The organism is Leucobacter tardus, assembly GCF_017583045.1.
GTDB lineage: Bacteria > Actinomycetota > Actinomycetes > Actinomycetales > Microbacteriaceae > Leucobacter > Leucobacter tardus.
On record NZ_JAGFBF010000005.1, the window covers coordinates 323121 to 336053 of the forward strand.

Consider the following 12933-nt stretch of genomic DNA (forward strand, 5'->3'; position numbering starts at 1 on the left):
TACGCATTCCAGTCTACTCACCGGCCGCCGCACCCGTTTCGAACCGCGCCATCCACGCGGTACGGTCGCGATCGATCCGCGCCCCCTTCACCATGCAGAAGATCCAGAGCGCGGTGAAGAGCACCCCGACGATGAGCGCCATCGGCAGCACGATGCCCGTCGCCAGCATCAGCGCGTGCACGACCCACCCGACGATGATGCCGGCGCGCTGACGCCGCATCAGCACCAGCCCCAGGATGATGAGGATCGCGAGTCCGCCGCCGATGATCAGACCGAGTTCTCGCGGTTCGAGCACGCTCAGCCCGAACATCGCGAGCCCGATGAGCACGACGATGATGAGTTCGAAGCCGAGCACGATCGAGGCGAGGGCGTGCTGCGTGCGATGCCGACCCGCGGCGGCGCCGGAGATGCGCATGGCCGAGTTGTGGGCCATGCGCTCCGACGGAGACAATTCCAGTTCGGGCTCTTCCTCCGGCATCAGGTGTTCCACTTCTCGGCTCGAGCGTGCGCGATGGCCTCACCGGCCAGCAGCACCGACCCCACGACGAAGACCGCTCGTCCCGCGGCGCCGCTGGCCCAGGCGCGCGCGCGTTCCAGCGCATCCGGGAGCCCGGCGGCGACGTGAACGGGCGTGGCCGGGATCGACTCCTCCGCGAGGTGCTGCAGATCGGCAACCGTGAGCGAGCGCGGCGAATCCACCGCGGTCACGAAGACCTCGTGGGCGACGGGTGCGAGTGCCGCGAGCACACCGCCCGCGTCCTTCTCCCCCAGCACACCGACGACGAGAGCGATCTCGTCGAACTGGAAGGACTCCTCGACGGTCCGCACGAAGGCGGCAGCACCGTGAGGGTTGTGGGCCGCGTCGACATAGACGACCGGGTCGCTGCTGATGAGCTGGAATCGTCCGGGCGTCGTGAGCTGTCCGAGGCCCTCGTCGAGGACTTCCTCGGGAATCGGCCGCTCCCCGCCGAGGAAGAGCTCGACCGCCGCCATGGCCAGGGCGATGTTCTCGGCCTGGTGGTGTCCGAACAGCGGGACGAACGCGGGATCGTACGTATGGCCGGTGGTGCCGCGCACCTGGATCTGCCTGCCGCCGACCGCGAGTCGGTCCTCGACGAGCGCGAAGTCGCGTTCAGCGACGCGTGCGGTGGTCCCGACACGCTCGGCGGCGGCCAGGATGGCGGGGAGAGCCGACTGATCCTGAGCGGCGGAAACGACGGCACTTCCCGACTTGACGATGCCGGACTTCGTCCGCGAGATCGTCGCGATGTCGGGACCGAGCACGTCGGTATGGTCGAGACCCACCGGGGTGAAGACGGCGACCGCTGCATCCGCGATGTTGGTGGCGTCCCACTCTCCGCCCATGCCGACCTCGATGACGGCGACCTCGACCGGTGCATCGGAGAACACCGCATAGGCGAGCACAGCGAGCGCCTCGAAGAAGGTGATGGGCCCCAGGCTCGCCTCGGCGAGTTCACGGTCGACGACTTCGAGCGGGAGACGCAGATCGCTCCAGGCCTCGGCCAGCGCGCTGCCGTCTACTGGCTCTCCGTCGATCTGAAAACGCTCGGTGAAGTCGATGAGATGCGGGCTCGTGAACAGTCCGGTGCGCAGTCCGTGCGCGCGCAGCAGAGACTCGATCGCTCGGCTCGTCGAGGTTTTGCCATTCGTCCCGGCGATCTGCACGACCGGGAACGACAGCTGCGGCGAACCGGCGAGTTCGGCGAGTCGCCGCACCGGTTCGATCCGCGGTCTCGGGTGCGCCTCGCCGACGCGGAGCAGCAGCTCCTCGTACACCGCGCGTGCGGGCGACGCCGCCGTGGAACCGTTCATCTCGAGCGGACTCATGCGCTCCCCTCCCCTGCGCGGGCGCTGAGACGCGCACCCTCGGCGTCGATGGTGATCGCAAGCGGCGCTTTCGCAGCCCCCAGCGCCTCGGCGGTGCTGAAGAACACCTGGCCATCGAGGCCGTGGTCGGGCGCGGCGTGCACGGCTTCGAGATCCTCGGTCGCGCGCACCGCGAAGGCCACCGCGAGAGTCTCCGCGGCGATCAGATCGGCGTGCGTCTCGAGCGCCGGCGCGTGCTCGGACGCCGCGTTGAGGGCCAGCACGATGCGATCGGTGACCTCGAGTCCGGCATTCTTTCTGGCCTCCTGCACCGCACGGATCGCGTCGCGGGCGATTCCTTCAGCCGCGAGTTCGGGCGTGGTCTCGGTATCCAGGATCACGAAGCCGCCTCCCGGCAGGAGCGCGAGCGCGGCGTTCTCCTCAGCACGGCCGGCGGTCTGCAGCGTGAGCTCGTATTCGTGGGGTTCGAGGGCGATGCCGCCCGCGACGACGACGCCGTCCTGCTCGGACCAGTCTCCCGACTTCGCGCCGGCGATGGCGACCTGCACCTGCTTGCCGAGACGCGGTCCGGCGGCTCGCGCGTTCACCGCCAGCGTCTGCACGATGCCGTGCTCCGCGGCGCTCGACTCGGTCTGCTGAGCGAAACGCACGTGCTTCACATTGAGTTCGTCCTGCAGCATCGAGGCGAACGATTCGAGCGCGTCGGGCTGCGCCGTGACGACGGTGAGCTGTGCGAGCGGAAGGCGCACGCGCAACCGGCGCGCCTTGCGGAGCGCGAGCGCCTGCGACGTGACCTGGCGGATCTCGTCCATCGCGTCGACCAGCGCGAGGTCCTCCGGGAAGGCGGCCGCGTCGGGCCAGTCGGTGAGGTGGACCGAGCGTTCACCCGTCAGGCCGCGCCAGAGCGCCTCGGCGGTGAGCGGCGCGAGCGGCGCGGCGACTCGGGACACCGTCTCGAGGACGGTGTACAGGGTGTCGAAGGCGTCGGCGTGCGCCGGCTTGCCGTTCTCACCGGACGTGCCCTCCCAGAAGCGATCCCGGGAGCGCCGCACGTACCAGTTGGTCAGGACTTCGGCATATCCGCGCAACGACTCGGCCGCGGACGTCGTGTCGAGTCCCTCGAGATGGGTTTCGACCTCGTGGACGAGGGCGCCGGTCTTGGCGAGGATGTAACGGTCGAGGGGGTGGGCGGAGTCGGTGCGCCATCGTGCATCCGCACCATCGGCGTTGGCGTACAGGCTGAAGAAGTACCAGGTGTTCCAGAGCGGCAGCAGGAACTGCCTGACACCCTCCCGGATCCCCTCCTCCGTGACGACGAGGTTGCCGCCCCGCACCACGGGCGATGCCATGAGGAACCAGCGCATCGCGTCCGATCCGTCTCGATCGAACACCTCGTTCACATCGGGGTAGTTCCGCAGCGACTTCGACATCTTGTTGCCGTCGGAACCGAGCACGATGCCGTGACTGATGACGTTGGTGAACGCCGGACGATCGAACAGCGCGGTTGCAAGCACATGCTGTACGTAGAACCACCCGCGCGTCTGACCGATGTACTCGACGATGAAGTCGGCCGGCTGGTGCGTCTCGAACCAGTCCTGGTTCTCGAACGGATAGTGCACCTGTGCGAACGGCATCGAGCCCGAGTCGAACCAGACATCGAGCACGTCCTCGATGCGTCGCATCGTCGACCGTCCGGTCGGATCGTCGGGATTCGGACGGGTCAGCTCATCGATGTAGGGCCGGTGCAGATCGACCTCGCCTCCGGCGTTGCGGGGCAGCCGGCCGAAATCGCGTTCGAGTTCTTCCACGGAGCCGTAGACGTCGATGCGCGGGTGCTCGGGGTCGTCACTCTTCCACACGGGAATCGGACTGCCCCAGTAGCGGTTGCGGCTGATCGACCAGTCGCGCGCGCCCTCCAGCCATTTGCCGAACTGCCCGTGCTTCACGTTCCCAGGGACCCAGGTGATCTGCTCGTTGGTCTCGAGCATACGCTCCTTGATGTCCGTGACGCGCACGAACCAGCTGGACACGGCGCGGTAGATGAGGGGATTGCGGCAGCGCCAGCAGTGCGGGTACGAGTGCACGTAGCTCTGCTCGCGCAGCATGCGCTGCGATCCGCGCAGGAGGCGGATGAGGGGAAGGTTCGCGTCCATCCAGAGCTCACCAGCGACGTCGGTGACCGCCGAGATGAACCGCCCGCCGTCATCCACGCTCAGGATCGTGGGCATGCCAGCGGCGGTGGTGATCCTGTGGTCATCCTCGCCGTAGGCGGGCGACTGATGGACGATGCCCGTGCCGTCGGTGGTGGTCACGTAGTCGTCGACGAGGATCCGCCAGTAGTGCTCGGTCCCCCACTGCTCCGCGTCTGCGAAGTAGTCGAAGAGGCGGGTGTACTCGACCTCGGCGAGATCGGCGCCCGCGACCGTCTGCGCGACCGCCTGCTGCGCGTCGTCGGCCGACGCGTACCCGAGGTCCTTCGCATAGCCGCCGAGGAGGTCGGCTGCGAGGAGGTAGCGCGTCTCTCCCGCAGTGCCGCCGTCGCTCGCACCTTCCGGTCCTGCCGGCACGATCGCGTACGCGATCCCTGGGCCGACTGCCAGTGCGGCGTTGGTCGGCAGCGTCCACGGAGTCGTCGTCCACGCGAGGGCGCGGACTTCCGTGAGGTCGAGCTCGGCGGCGCGGTCGCCGACGAGGGGGAACGTGACCGTCACCGACGGATCCTGACGCATCTGGTACACGTCGTCGTCCATACGGAGCTCGTGGTTCGAGAGCGGCGTCTCGTCCCGCCAGCAGTACGGGAGGATCCGTTGCCCCTCGTATGCCAGACCCTGATCGTAGAGCCGTTTGAACGCCCAGATCACGCTCTCCATGTAGCTGAGATCGAGCGTCTTATAGTCGTGCGCGAAGTCGACCCAGCGTGCCTGCCGGGTGACATACTCCTCCCACTCGCGGGTGTACTGCAGGACCGACTCGCGCGCTTTGGCGTTGAACGCCGCGACGCCCATCGACTCGATCTCGCTCTTCTCGGTGATCCCGAGCTGCTTCATCGCTTCGAGCTCGGCGGGGAGACCATGCGTGTCCCAGCCGAACCGGCGCTCCACCTTCTTACCGCGCATCGTCTGGAATCGAGGGAAGACGTCCTTGGCGTACCCGGTGAGCAGGTGTCCGTAGTGGGGCAGACCGTTGGCGAACGGCGGACCGTCGTTAAAAACCCACTCCTCCGCGCCTTCGCGCCGGCGAATCGACTCGCGGAACGTGTCGTCTTCGCGCCAGAAATCGAGCACGCCCTGCTCGATCTCCGGAAACCGCGGCGACGCGGTGATGCCGAATGCGGCGCCGGCGTCCGTCGAGGACGGCTGCGAAGCGGGGGTCTGCTGCTGGGGGTACGCCATGGGGTCCTGATCCTGATCGTTCTGCGTGCACATCGGATCGCCGGGACGAGCCCTGCGCAGTCGCAGGTCCCGCGGTACCACCCCGCTTGCCTCCCCCCGGGAGGGAGGCCACTCATTTCCGGCTGTGACGGGCCGACCCGCCCGGTTCTACTGGGCGCTCGCCGAAGCGGGCGCGGTTCTTCCGGGGACTCCCCAGTGATCGTGGATCATCGTCGCTGCGTCGATTCTACACGTCGGACCGCGCGTCGCCGCCCGGCGAGATCACAGCAGAATCTCCACACCTCGAGCGTCCTCCGGCGCTACAGTAAGCACACCGATTGAAACGCGACGAGAGGACGTGCACTGTGGGATTCATCGACGACGCCAAGGAGACGGCGAGCGCTGCGGCCAAGAAGGTCGGTCGTGCCGTGGAGGATGGCGTGGACAAGCTGCAGGACAAGGCCGATGAGGCTCGTGCCGAGGCCGAGGTGAAGCGGGCGGAGGCCGAACGCGATTCGGTCCAGAAGCGGAACGAACTGAAGGACGACCTGCGCGATCACTGAGTCGCGGGGCCAGAAGCCCCCGCTCGATCGGCGGACCGGAGGTGAGCCGCGGCCCTGGCACGGCGCCGCCGCGCACCCCCGGTCCATCGCGTGGCCGTGAACGCCACCGCGAACATGAGCCCGTACAGGACGGCCATGCCCGCGCTCGTCGCGGCGTTCGCAACGTATGCGAGCCAGAATCCGACGAGTGCGCCCCCGGCAGCGAACGCAACGGTGAGCCCGATCATCACGGAGAGTCGCGAACTCACGAGATACGCGGTCGCCGCCGGGATGACGACCAGCGCCACCACCAGAATCGCTCCCGCGGCGTTGAACGCGGCGGTCACGGTGACGGAGACCAGGAACATGAAGGCGATCCCCCAGCTCCCGCGCGATACGCCGATCGTACTGGCGAACTCGGGGTCGAACGTGACGAGCTTCAGTCTCGGGTAGCAGCAGGCGATGAACAGGCTGTTGAGTGCGAGTACTCCGAGCATGACGTAGAGGTATGCCGGCCCGATCGAGACCCCTTGCACCAGGATCGGCGTGAACGCCGCCAGGTTGAGGTCTCCGACGAGGACGGCGTGCACATCGAGATGGATGTTGGCGAAATTCGTGGTCACGAGGATCACACCGACACTGAAGAGTGCCGGAAAGACGAGACCCTGCGGAGCGTCACCGGTGATGAGGCCGGTACGGGTCAGCCACTCGCTGCCGAGTACGACGACCAGCCCGGCGAGCGCCGCCCCGACGATGAGCAGCGGCGAGTCGAACGACCGGGTGAAGAAGTACCCGACGACGATGCCGGGGAGCACCGCGTGGCTGATCGCATCGACGAGCATCGAATTGCGCCTGAGGACGACGAACACGCCCGGTAGGGCGCAGGCCACTGCGGTGACCACGGCGAGCAGGACGGTGCCGACCAGAAAGCTCATCCCGCGGCTCCTTCCGACAGCAGTTCGCGCCGGAGCACCGCTCGCGCACGACGCCGGGCCACGCCGCGAGCGATGAGACTGCGACGCGGTGCCCCGAGCAGCGACACCAGGAGCATCGCGAAGAGTGTGAGCACGATGAGCGGACCGGTCGGAACCCCGCCCCACTGGATCGAGAGATACGCCCCGACTCCGCTGCCCACTGCACCGAACGCTCCCGAGAGAGCGACCGTCCCTCCGAGCGTGCGCGTCCATTGCCTGGCTGCGGCCGGAGGCGTGACGACGAAGGCGACCATCAACACCAAGCCGACCGCTTTCACGCCGATGACCGTCGCGATCACGATGGTGGTGAAGAGCAGCGCGTCGACGGTGCGCTGCCGGAAACCCAGCACCGCCGCGTGGCCGGGGTCGAAGGTGCCGATCGCGAACTCCTTCCAGAACACCAGCATGAGCGCGAGCGCGATCGCCCCGATGGTGATGCTCGTGACGAGATCTGCGAGCGTGATCACCGATGCGTTCCCGAAGAGATAGTCCTGGATGCCGCCCTTGCCCGGAAACGTGCCGTTGGCGATGACGCGGAGGAGAAGCATGCCGGCACCGAAGGTCGCGGTGAGCGCGATCGCCATCGCCGTGTCGATACGAATCTTGGACCGCCGCGAGACGCCGTTCGCCGCGAGTACCGCTCCGGTGCCGATGAGGACCGCTCCGATGACGAGAGCGATCATGTTCCTCCCGTCGATGCCGAGCACCGCCACTCCCGCGAGGAACGCGAGCAGCGTACCGGGCAGCGCCGCGTGCGAGATCACGTCGCTGATCAACGATTGCTTCCGCAGGTAGGCGAATGCGCCGAGAGCCCCGGCGACCAGGCCGATCACGGTCGTACCGAAGAACACCATTCGGAAGGTGTGGTTCGCGAAGAACTCGACGGGAGTCATCGCCGCGACACCCCGTCCCGGCCCGCCGCTCCCGGGTCATCCGCACCGAGGTCGTAGGTCGCGCGGATGAGTTCGGTCGTGAAGACCTCGTCGACCGGCCCCGAGGCGATGACGCGGCCGTTTAGGAGCGTCACGTGGTCGCAGTACTCCCGGACGGTGGCGAGGTCGTGGTGCACGATCACCACCGTCTTCCCCGCCTCGCGGAGACGGTGCAGCACGCTGACGATCGCGCCCTGGCTCTTCGCGTCGACGCCCTGAAAGGGCTCGTCCATGAAGAAGAGGTCCGGGTCCTGGGCGAGCGCCCGGGCGAGGAAGACGCGCTGGCGCTGTCCGCCCGACAGCTCGCCGATCTGACGGACCGCGAGGTCGGCGATGCCGGTCTGCTCGAGCGCCTCACCGGCGCGGGCGCGTTCAGCCGCGCCCGGTCGGCGGATCCAACCGAGCCGGCCGTAGGTGCCCATCATCGCGACATCGAGCACCGTGGTCGGGAAGTCCCAGTCGACCGACGTCGACTGCGGCATGTACCCCACGCGTTGACGGACTCGTCGCAGCGGTGCGCCGAAGAACTCCGACCGTCCCGTGAGCGGAGCGACCAGTCCGAGCATCGCCTTGATCAGTGTCGACTTGCCGGCTCCGTTCGGGCCCACGATGCCCATCACGACGCCCGTGGGAACGGCGAGATCGACGTTCCGCAGCACCGGTTCCGACCGGTACGCAACGCTCAACCGTTCAGCGCGGCACGCCGGCGCCGGCGCGTTCACGATGCGTCCTCCGCCACGTCGAGTGCTGCGGCCACCGTGCGCGCGTTGTGCGCGAACACGCCGAGATAGGTGTCGACTCCCGGTTCGGCGCCGAGCGAGTCGGCGTAGAGCGCGTCATCAGAGATCTCGACATCCCACCCCCGCGAGGCGACGGCTTCACGCAGACTCGTCACCGCCTGGGGATTCGCCTGATTGTCCTGGAAGATCACCGGCACGCGGTGCGCCGCGATGAGTGCGCCGAGCTCGCTGATCTGCTCGGCGCTCATCACGGCGTCGGTGGAGACGAAGTCGGTGGCGTGCACGTCGAGGTCGAACTCCTCACCGAAGTAGTTGAACGCGTCGTGACCGGTGACGAGCATGCGCGGCTCGGGCACGCTCGCGAGCAGCGCGTGCGCCTCGGTGGCCGTGGCATCGATCTCCGCCACGTAGGCTTTCGAGCGCTCGACGTATGCGGCGGCCTGGTCGGGATCGATCGCGATGAGCTTGTCGGTCACGGCGGCGACGGCGACCTTCCACGCCTCGGGGCTGTTCCAGATGTGCGGATCGAAGAGCGGGTTGCCCGCGTCATCGGTTTCGGGCCAGGAGAGCAGGAGCGTTTCGGGAACCTCCTCCCCGACGGCGAGCTGGCGGTCCCCGAGGCTCGCGAGCTGGTCGATCATCTGCGCCTCGAGATGCAATCCGTTCCAGAGGACGAGATCGGCCTCCTGCATCGTCGTGATGTCTCGCGTGGAGGGTTGATAGGTGTGCGGGTCTCCCCCGGGGCCCACCATCGTCGTAACCGTCGCTTCAGGGGCGATGTTGGCCACAGCGTCCGCCAGGTATCCGGTGGTGGCGTAGACCCGGAGCGGGCCGCCCTCCGGAGCGACCGAGCCGCCGTCCGTGCAGCCGGTGGCCGCGAGGGCAATAGCGATCGGGATCGCCGCTGCGGCACGGCGGACGAACGGACGAGAACGAATCACAGCGCCTCCATGAGACTCGACGAATCAAAAAGTTCGGTGCATCGAACTTTGAGTGTAGCGTGCCACGAACTCCTGCGCCAGGGTGGCCGAACGGCATCAGGTGAACGCTCCAGGATCCAGAGATGTCACGGTATGCAAAAGGGCCCCGATCGAGATCGTGATCTCAATCGGGGCCCTTTCCATTCGTGCGCGAGGGGGGACTTGAACCCCCACGCCCTAATACGGGCACTAGCACCTCAAGCTAGCGCGTCTGCCTATTCCGCCACCCGCGCGAATGATCCGGAACCTCCATCGGCCGAACAGAGAATAACTTAGCACGGATCCCGGGGCGGATCGAATCGGGAGAGGTGGGCCCGGTCAGCCGGGCGCGCCGTCAGTGCTGACCGAGTCTGCGGCGCAGCAGTTCGATACGTTTCTGGAGCTGCGTGACCGAGGCCTGCGCGACGGGTGGCCCCCCGCAGACGCGACGCAGCTCGGTGTGCACCGCGCCGTGCGGCTCGCCCGAGGCGCGCGACCACATGCCGACGAGGCTGTTGAGCAGCTTCCGCTGCTCGCCGAGTGTGCGGTGCAATGCCTGCGGGGCTTCGGATCGCTCCGGTGCGTGCTCGACGATCCCTTGCCTCGCCGCACTCCGCCTCGCCTGCTTCGCCTGGCGCTGCTGGAGCAGCGCCTTCACGTCCTGCGGCTCGAGGAGACCGGGAAAACCGAGGAAGTCCAGCTCCTCCTCGGTGTCGACCTCCGCGTATCCCCCGAACTCGGCACCGTCGAATACCGCGCGATCGAAGTGAGCGTCCGACCCGAGCGCCTGATAGACGCGCTCGTCGGCATCCAGTTCGGCCGACGCCCGATCCTCGCGTTCCGCCTCCGCCATGAGCGCCGCTTCCGCGTCCCACATCTCTTCCGCGCTCTTCGGCCCCTCGAGCACGTGGCCGCGCTCTTTCTCGAGCTCCGCCGCGAGCAGCATGAGCGCCGGAACATTCGGGATGAAGACCGAGGCGACCTCACCGCGGCGTCGCGACCGCACGAAGCGGCCGATGGCCTGCGCGAAGAACAGCGGTGTCGACGAACTGGTCGCGTAGACCCCGACGGCGAGTCTTGGCACGTCGACCCCCTCGGAGACCATGCGCACGGCGACCATCCAGCGCGCGCTCCCCGCCGCGAACTCGTCGATGCGTTCGCTGGCGCCCGCGTCGTCGGAGAGGATGAGGGCCACCTCTTCCCCCGTGATCGCGTGCAACTGCGCCGCGTACGATTTCGCTGACGCGTGATCGGTCGCGATGACGAGTCCGCCGGCGTCCGGAATCTGATGGCGGACCTCGCTCAGACGGCGATCCGCGGCCTGCAGCACCTTCGCGATCCAGTCGCCGTTCGGATCGAGCGCCGTGCGCCAGGCCTGCGAGGTGATGTCCTTCGTGTTGCCCTCGCCGAGACTCGCCTCCATCTCCTCACCCGCGGAGGTCTGCCAGCGCATCTTCCCCGCGTAGACCATGAAGATGACGGGCCGCACGATGCCGTCGGCGAGCGCTCGCCCGTAGCCGTAGTCGTAGTCGGTCACGGAGACCCTGGAGCCGTCGCCCTGCGGTGCGTACTCGACGAACGGGATCGGCGCATCGTCCGACCGGAACGGGGTTCCGGTGAGCGAGAGGCGTCGTTTCGCGGTGCCGTACGCTTCGCGGATCGCATCCCCCCAGCTCAGCGCGTCTCCGCCGTGGTGCACCTCGTCGAGGATCACGAGGGTGTCGGTGGCTTCCGTCAGAAGGCGATGGAGCACCGGTTTCATCGCGACCTGAGCGTAGGTCACCGCCACCCCGTGGAAGTGGCCGCCGTAGTTCAGTCCACCGCTGTTCGAGTAGTCGGGATTCAATCTGATGCCCGCTCGCGACGCCGCGTCCGCCCACTGGGTCTTGAGATGCTCGGTGGGGGCGACGACGATGATCTGATCGATCGTCCGGTTCGCGCGCAGGATCGCAGCGAGACGCAGTGCGAAGGTCGTCTTGCCTGCGCCGGGCGTCGCAGACGCGAGGAAGTCTCGGGGTTCGGCGTCGAGGTACCGCCGAATCGCTTCCTCCTGCCAGGCGCGGAGGTTGCCCGCGGTTCCTCTGGCCGCACGCTCCGGGTAGGCGGGAGGCAGGTGTTCGGCGGCACTCGTCCCCGGAAGATGGAGTTCGAGTTCCGCGTCTGTCACAACGTTCTAGAATACCGGTAATGACCGGTGCGCGCGGACAGCGTCTCCAGAGCGAGTGATCATTGACGAGCGTTGCCAGCGGACCGGAAGGACCACGTCGCTCCCCGTGGGCGGCGACCGAGAGGAACGCAATGGACGACTCACCAGTCACGGTGCCGGACCCCGTCGAGCTCCCGTGGAGCCGCTTCGTCGCCATCGGCGACTCGTTCACGGAAGGGGTCGGCGATCCTGAAGCCGAGAGCCGGGGCGGCCTTCGCGGGTGGGCCGATCGATTCGCAGAGGTGATGGCTCAGCACAATGAGGACTTCGCCTATGCCAATCTGGCGGTTCGCGGCAAGCTCATCGCGCAGATCGCCCATGAGCAGATCGATGCGGCACTCGAACTCCGGCCGGATCTCATCAGTCTCTGCGCCGGCGGCAATGATGTGATCCGCCCGAACACGGATCCGGATGAGGTGGCTGCCGAGCTCGCACGCGCGGTCGAGCGGTTGCGCTCGGGAGGGGCGACCGTGATGCTCTTCACCGGGGTGGACGTCGCGTTCCAACCGGTGTTTCGCTCCATCCGCGGCAAGGTCGCCATTTACAACGAGAACATCAGGCGTATTGCGCGCCGCCACGACTGCGTCATCGTCGATCAGTGGGCGATCGAGGAACTGCAGGATGCCCGCTACTGGGCGGGTGATCGACTGCATCTCAATCCGCTCGGCCACCACACCATCGCTCGGGCCGCGCTCGACGCCCTGAACGTGCCGCACGACCTGGCGCCGCTGAATCCGCCACCGCTCCCCGCTCTGACCTGGCGTCAAGCGCGGCGCGGGGACATCGTCTGGGCGCGCGAGCACCTCGTCCCCTGGGTGCTGCGCCGCATGAGGCACCAGTCGTCCGGCGATGGGATCGAGCCCAAGCGGCCTGATGCGACGAGCCTGCGCAGCGCTCGGCACGGTGATGCAGTCGATCCCGCGGACGCGGCTCAGGCCGTTCCGGGCGGCGAGCGTTCGGAGGCGTAGCGCGCCTATCCCTGCGGGCGGCGAGCCCGTATGCTGAGGTCATGGCCAATCTCACGCAGCAAATCGCAGACACCGTGTCCACCGTCGGGGTCTCCTCCGCGTACGGCGACCCCGTCGATGTGGACGGGACGACCATCGTTCCGGTCGCCGCCACCTGGTACGGCTTCGGCGGCGGCGAAGGCGACGCGGGCAACGACTCCGGCAAGGGCGAGGGCGCCGGCGGCGGTGGCGGCGGCGCGTCGGTGCCCGTCGGTGCGTACGTCACCCGCGACGGACGCACCCGTTTCGAGCCCAACACCATCGCACTGCTCGCGGTCGGGATCCCGTTCGTCTGGGTGACCGGACGTGCGATCGGGCGCATTCTGCGCGGCCTGCGCGGCAAGCGCTGAGTTC

Annotated in this window: 11 protein-coding genes and 1 tRNA gene; 3 read left to right on the forward strand and 9 right to left on the reverse strand. The window is 67.8% G+C overall.

The genetic code is table 11. The features are described 5' to 3' along the window. Positions 1-13: 13 nt before the first annotated feature. Genes J4H85_RS08580 through ileS form a run of 3 tightly spaced genes read right to left on the reverse strand, consistent with a single transcriptional unit; the run spans position 14 to position 5240 of the window. On the reverse strand, positions 14-478 hold the full coding sequence (locus J4H85_RS08580; protein ID WP_208238739.1) for a DUF4233 domain-containing protein: 465 nt from the start codon (positions 476-478) through the stop codon (positions 14-16). Then, the gene (locus J4H85_RS08585) at positions 478-1848 is read right to left on the reverse strand and encodes a bifunctional folylpolyglutamate synthase/dihydrofolate synthase (protein ID WP_243893593.1); all 1371 of its coding nucleotides are present in this window, start codon (positions 1846-1848) and stop codon (positions 478-480) included. Before J4H85_RS08585 ends, J4H85_RS08580 begins: the two co-directional genes overlap by 1 nt. Beyond that, positions 1845-5240 carry an isoleucine--tRNA ligase gene (gene ileS / locus J4H85_RS08590; protein ID WP_208238740.1) on the reverse strand — a complete coding sequence of 1132 codons (3396 nt, stop codon included), beginning with the start codon at positions 5238-5240 and terminating at the stop codon, positions 1845-1847. Before ileS ends, J4H85_RS08585 begins: the two co-directional genes overlap by 4 nt. Before the next feature lie 344 nt (positions 5241-5584). On the opposite strand from ileS, the gene J4H85_RS08595 reads away from it, so the two are divergent. Next, on the forward strand, positions 5585-5782 hold the full coding sequence (locus J4H85_RS08595; protein WP_208238741.1) for a hypothetical protein: 198 nt from the start codon (positions 5585-5587) through the stop codon (positions 5780-5782). Here J4H85_RS08595 and J4H85_RS08600 read toward each other — a convergent pair. The 6 genes from J4H85_RS08600 to J4H85_RS08625 form a co-directional block, all read right to left on the reverse strand. Beyond that, positions 5776-6696, reverse strand: a complete 921-nt coding sequence (locus J4H85_RS08600) for a metal ABC transporter permease (RefSeq protein ID WP_208238742.1) — start codon at positions 6694-6696, stop codon at positions 5776-5778. The two genes, J4H85_RS08595 and J4H85_RS08600, sit on opposite strands and share 7 nt — an antisense overlap. Further along, positions 6693-7628, reverse strand: a complete 936-nt coding sequence (locus J4H85_RS08605) for a metal ABC transporter permease (RefSeq protein ID WP_208238743.1) — start codon at positions 7626-7628, stop codon at positions 6693-6695. Before J4H85_RS08605 ends, J4H85_RS08600 begins: the two co-directional genes overlap by 4 nt. Continuing rightward, a complete protein-coding gene (locus J4H85_RS08610; protein ID WP_307863554.1) occupies positions 7625-8389 on the reverse strand; it encodes a metal ABC transporter ATP-binding protein in 765 nt (254 codons plus the stop codon). Before J4H85_RS08610 ends, J4H85_RS08605 begins: the two co-directional genes overlap by 4 nt. Next, positions 8386-9348 (reverse strand): metal ABC transporter substrate-binding protein, encoded by a 963-nt coding sequence (locus J4H85_RS08615; RefSeq protein ID WP_307863556.1) that lies wholly within the window; start codon positions 9346-9348, stop codon positions 8386-8388. The genes J4H85_RS08610 and J4H85_RS08615 overlap by 4 nt, the downstream gene beginning before the upstream one ends. A gap of 186 nt (positions 9349-9534) precedes the next feature. Beyond that, positions 9535-9620, reverse strand: a tRNA-Leu gene (locus tag J4H85_RS08620). A 101-nt stretch (positions 9621-9721) separates the two neighbouring features. Continuing rightward, positions 9722-11533: a DEAD/DEAH box helicase gene (locus J4H85_RS08625; RefSeq protein WP_208238744.1), complete on the reverse strand. Its 1812-nt coding sequence runs from the start codon at positions 11531-11533 to the stop codon at positions 9722-9724. Between the two features lie 131 nt (positions 11534-11664). Here J4H85_RS08625 and J4H85_RS08630 point away from each other — a divergent pair, with 131 nt between their 5' ends. Next, a complete protein-coding gene (locus J4H85_RS08630) occupies positions 11665-12540 on the forward strand; it encodes an SGNH/GDSL hydrolase family protein (protein WP_208238745.1) in 876 nt (291 codons plus the stop codon). A 41-nt stretch (positions 12541-12581) separates the two neighbouring features. Next, a complete protein-coding gene (locus J4H85_RS08635) occupies positions 12582-12929 on the forward strand; it encodes a spore germination protein GerW family protein (protein WP_208238746.1) in 348 nt (115 codons plus the stop codon). The last annotated feature ends 4 nt before the right edge of the window (positions 12930-12933 follow it).

Coding starts and splice junctions, on each gene's coding strand:
- J4H85_RS08580 (WP_208238739.1), bottom strand. CDS start 478: ATGCCGGAGGAAGAGCCCGAACTGGAATTGTCTCCGTCGGAGCGCATG.
- J4H85_RS08585 (WP_243893593.1), bottom strand. CDS start 1,848: ATGAGTCCGCTCGAGATGAACGGTTCCACGGCGGCGTCGCCCGCACGC.
- ileS (WP_208238740.1), bottom strand. CDS start 5,240: ATGGCGTACCCCCAGCAGCAGACCCCCGCTTCGCAGCCGTCCTCGACG.
- J4H85_RS08600 (WP_208238742.1), bottom strand. CDS start 6,696: ATGAGCTTTCTGGTCGGCACCGTCCTGCTCGCCGTGGTCACCGCAGTG.
- J4H85_RS08605 (WP_208238743.1), bottom strand. CDS start 7,628: ATGACTCCCGTCGAGTTCTTCGCGAACCACACCTTCCGAATGGTGTTC.
- J4H85_RS08630 (WP_208238745.1), top strand. CDS start 11,665: ATGGACGACTCACCAGTCACGGTGCCGGACCCCGTCGAGCTCCCGTGG.
- J4H85_RS08635 (WP_208238746.1), top strand. CDS start 12,582: ATGGCCAATCTCACGCAGCAAATCGCAGACACCGTGTCCACCGTCGGG.